Source organism: Ramlibacter sp., from assembly GCF_013697775.1.
In the GTDB taxonomy this organism is placed as follows: Bacteria; Pseudomonadota; Gammaproteobacteria; order Burkholderiales; family Burkholderiaceae_C; genus Ramlibacter.
In genome coordinates this window covers 1-4,362 of sequence record NZ_JACCWG010000229.1, presented here as the reverse complement: position 1 = coordinate 4,362, position 4,362 = coordinate 1, and the positions used below count along the sequence as shown (strand labels likewise).

Annotated in this window: 3 protein-coding genes; all 3 read right to left on the bottom strand. The window is 66.6% G+C overall.

Going from position 1 to position 4,362, the window contains the following annotated elements; translation table 11 throughout:
- Positions 1-122 precede the first annotated feature (122 nt).
- Positions 123-2,558, bottom strand: coding sequence for a response regulator (locus tag H0U68_RS11350; RefSeq protein ID WP_296355617.1), 2,436 nt, complete (start codon positions 2,556-2,558; stop codon positions 123-125).
- A gap of 2 nt (positions 2,559-2,560) precedes the next feature.
- Positions 2,561-3,730 (bottom strand): acyl-CoA dehydrogenase family protein, encoded by a 1,170-nt coding sequence (locus H0U68_RS11345; protein ID WP_296355619.1) that lies wholly within the window; start codon positions 3,728-3,730, stop codon positions 2,561-2,563.
- Between the two features lie 103 nt (positions 3,731-3,833).
- Positions 3,834-4,362 (bottom strand): LysR substrate-binding domain-containing protein (locus H0U68_RS11340; protein WP_296355615.1); only part of this gene is annotated, 529 nt, incomplete at its 5' end.

Here is a 4,362-nt window from a genome sequence, read left to right as displayed (position 1 = left end):
CGAAGCTCCTGCTGCGTCTGCCCATCCAGCTCAATCGACTTGGCGACCCGCATGGCATCACACCCCCTTGGCCATCGGAGTATGCCTTCGAGCGAAAGTTTAACTAATTCGCGCGCACTACACTAGCGCCCGGTGCCGAGCGTCTTTACCAGCGCTTCAAGTTCAGCAAAGGCGTAGGGCTTGGACAGCCTTTCTGCGACGACATCCGCGGGCAAGTCGGCGGCAGCGCCGTAGCCCGAGCAAATCACCAGCCGCATCCCGGGGTACCGAAGCGCAGCGTCTCGCGCCAGCTCGACGCCGCTGCGCCCCGGCAGGCGCAGATCCGTCATCAACAGGTCGAACTGCTCGCGCGCGAGCAGTTCCTGTGCGGCTTCCGCCGAATCGACCGCCAAGGCCTGGCAGCCGAGAAGGTTCAGCAGCTGGACCGTCGTGTCGCGCAGATCGGCTTCGTCTTCCACCAGCAAAATGCGCGGCACCTGAGTGACTTGGGCCGCCTGCGCCCCGGCCGGGCGCCGCTGCGCCAGGATCTGCCTGACCTTGCGCGCGAGGTCCTCCTGCCGATACGGTTTGCTCAGAAGCTCCACGCCCGGGTCGAGCTTGCCGCCATGGACAATTGCGTTCTGTGTGTACCCGCTTGTGAACAGCACGCCCAGGTCGGGAAAGAGAGACTTCGCCCGGCGCGCGAGCTCGGGGCTCCGAAGCGGGCCGGGCATGACCACATCGGTGAACAGCAGGTCGATGTGGAGGCCGCTTTGCAGGATCGTCAGCGCGGCCTGCGCGTCGTTGGCACGAACCACGCGGTAGCCCAGGGACTGCAGCATGTTCACGACTGCGGCTTGCACGGCCAGGTCGTCCTCCACGACCAGGATGGTCTCGGAGCCCCCCTCGATCGGGCCGGAAGAGCGATGCGGCAGCACGAGCTCTTTTTCGTGCGAACGCGGCAGGTAAAGCTTGACCGATGTCCCGCTCCCCGGTTCGCTGTAGATGCGGATGTGCCCGCCGCTTTGCTTGGCGAAACCGTAGGCCATGCTCAGGCCCAGTCCCGTACCCTTGCCCTCCGGCTTGGTCGTGAAGAACGGCTCGAACGCGCGGGCCACCACTTCGGGCGGCATGCCGCTGCCGGTGTCCGACACCGCGACCATCACGTACTGCCCCGATGAGACATCCGGAAACTCGCTCACGTAGCTGTCATCCAGCATGGTGTTCGCGGTTTCGATCGTGAGCTTGCCTCCCTCGGGCATCGCATCGCGGGCGTTGATCGCCAGGTTGAGGATCACGTTCTCCAGCTGGTTCGGATCGACAACGGCGGTCCATAGGCGCGCCGCGAGCACCGTCTCAAGCTCGATGTCTTCGCCGAGCGCGCGGCGCAGCAGATCACCCATTTCCGCGACACGGCGGCTGACGTTGAGCGGCACGGGCTCCAGTGGCTGGCGCCTGGCGAACGCGAGCAGTTGTGAAGACAGCTTCGCGCCGCGATCGACCGCTTGCAGCGCGGCGCGCAGGAGAGCGGCCTCGTCCGAATCTTCGGCCAGACGCACCTGCAGCAGCTGCAAGTTGCTGCCGATGATCTGCAGGACATTGTTGAAGTCATGCGCCACGCCGCCCGTGAGCTTGCCGACAGCTTCGAGCTTTTGCGCCTGCATCAGGGCCTGTTGGCTCTTCTCGAGCTCCTGCGTGCGCGCGGACACGAGGTCCTGCAGCGTCAGGTTGGCCTCGCGCAGCTGCTCCTGCGCTTTGCGGCGAGCGGTGACGTCCCGAAGGACGACCGTGGCGCCCATCGGCGTCGCTGCATTGTCGGCGGTCGCGGACAGCAGCGCCTCCACGGCTCGCGGCTCCCCGTGGAGATCCACCAGCTGCTCGACGGTGCGCGGCGTGCCGAATTTCAATTCTCGGAGTTCCTGCAGCAGCGGCGCAGCCCACGGCAGCAGCTGTGCCAGCGTTTTGCCCAGGGCCCGCGCGGCAGGGATGTCCAGCAAGCTCGCCGTGCCCTCGCTCCAGAACAGCACACGCGTGTCCGAGTCGATCCCGAACACCGCCGCGGCCGAATACCGCAGGAAGTTCGAGAGATGGTGCTCCGAGGTGATCAGCCGCTGGTATTCGGTCGCTGCGACGGGCTTGGGCTGCGCCATTCTCACGTTGGCCGCGGCAAGCGTGGTGCGCAGCTGCCGGCGCTGCCGGCTCGACTTCAGCGCCTGGCGTAGGGTTGCCTCCACGGCCGAATCGTCGGATTCCACCACCGACCAGTACCGACCCAGCATGGGGGTGATTCCCATTTCCTGCCGGCGCCGCTCCAGGTCGGTGGCATGCTGGATCAGCACGAGGTGGGTCTGGGGCCAGCGGGCGTGTGCGGCACGCGCGGCGGCAAGCTGGTGCGGCAGCGACGGCGCGAGCACGACCACCTGCGGCTCCTCAACCGAGGTCCACCCGACCTGCTCGATCGGCTCCATCTCGATGCAAGCCTGCTCGTCGAGCGATGCCAGGACGTCGGCGACCCACTCGGCCTCGCGACGGCCGGGGGCGTTCGGGGTGCTGAAAACGACAGTGGACGCGGCCGGCATGCTTACAGCAGCGGCACACCAAGCAACGCGCGGCCAAGCCAGAGCTTCAGAAGGTCGGTGGTGGGCGCCATCACGTGTCCTGCCCGCGCGTCCCTGAGCATCTGCGCCAGGCGGCTGTTCTCGCGGTACGCGATGCCGCCGCACAAGGACATTGCTTCGTTGGCCAGGTGAACGGCGGTTTCTGCCGCATCGGCCTTGCAAGCCAGGATGAACGGCAGCGCTTCGGGGTGGGCGGCGTCGCCCCGCGAAGCAGCTTCACGCACCAGGCCCCGGCTCTTCTCCAGCGCGATCCACATGGCCGCATACCGGCTCTGCAAGGCGTCGATCTCGCCCAGCGCGTCACCGGTGTGGCTGTACTTGCGGCTTCGCAGGTGCATGCCCGTCGCCTCGACAGCGGACTGCGCGATGCCCAGGTAGGTGCCGGCCATGGCCATCAGGAAGAACGGCGCGATGACCTCGAAGACGTACCAGACCTGGTCGCCCTTGTTGCCCAGCAGGTTGCCGCGGGGCACGCGCGCCTTGTGGATGAGCAGGCCTCTGGAGGAGTTGCCTCGCATGCCGAACCCGGCCCAGGCCTGCTGCCACTCGAGGCCGGGCGTGTCCGCATCGAGCACCAGGCAGCTGAAGTCGCCGGACTGCGAGCCGGTGGCCACATCCTGCGCCACCGTCGAAATCACGTACGAGTCGGCATGGCCGCCGTTCGTGATGAACTGCTTTTCGCCGTCGACAATGAACGACTCGCCCTCTTCGGCCAGCGTCGTTGCCGAGATGTAGAAGTGCCCACCGGTTCCCGCCTCGGAGAGCGCCAGGCTGGTGGTATGTTTTCCTTGGGCGATCGGGACGAGGTACTTCTCCTTCTGGAGATCGGTCGCCTTGGCCGCGAGCACTGCCGTGCCGACGCAGTGCATCCCGAAGCACAATGCCGACGAGGGGCAGATTCGGCCGATCGTTTCGGTCAGGACCGAAAGCGCCAGCAGCCGTTGACCGAGTCCGCCAAGCTCAGCGGGCACCTGCAGGCCTGCGAGACCGGCAGCCGCGAGCGCTTTCATCGAGTGCGCCGGCCAAAGGCACTCGGCATCGACCTGGGCGGCCTTGGGTGCGATATCGCGCTCGACAACGGCGCGGGCTCGCTCCTGGAGTTCCAGAACGGCGGAGGAAAGGTGATGATCCATGGTCACGGCAGGAAGCGGCTCCTGAGTTTGCCCGACAGTTGCTTGCCTCCATGTCGGACAAATCCGATAGGACGGGCCTGGACCCAGGACCGCACATCGGATTTCACGCCCTCGCAAACACTTTCGCGATGGTCTCCCGAATCAACTCCAACGTCGCCTTCTGCACCGGCGTCCCCGGCCTTTGCAAACTGGTCGCCACATCGATCCGAATCCGCAGCGGCGGCGTTCCGATCTGCTGCGCCGTATAAGCCGACGGCCGCGGCGTATTCAACAGCGCATTGCGCGACAGGATCGCGCAGCCCGCCCCATCCAGCACCAGATCCAGAATCGCATTCACCCCATCGATCTCCATTGCCACGTTCGCCCTCGCGCCGATGTCCGCCATGGCAGCTTCCACGTGCATGCGGATCGCATTCGGCCGAGTCGGGATCACCAGGGGCAGCTTGGCCACGTCGGCCAGCGCCACCGGGCTGGGCGGCGGGTCCTCGTGCAGGCCGGGCGGCCTGGCGCGCACCAGCAGCAGGTCTTCTTCCAGCAGTGGCGTGATGTCCAGTTCGCGCGAGGGCTGGGCGTTGTACAGCACGGCGATGTCCAGCCGGCCGCTGGTCAGGGCGTCCTGCAGCGCGCCCGAC

Coding starts and splice junctions, on each gene's coding strand:
- H0U68_RS11350 (WP_296355617.1), bottom strand. CDS start 2,558: ATGCCGGCCGCGTCCACTGTCGTTTTCAGCACCCCGAACGCCCCCGGC.
- H0U68_RS11345 (WP_296355619.1), bottom strand. CDS start 3,730: ATGGATCATCACCTTTCCTCCGCCGTTCTGGAACTCCAGGAGCGAGCC.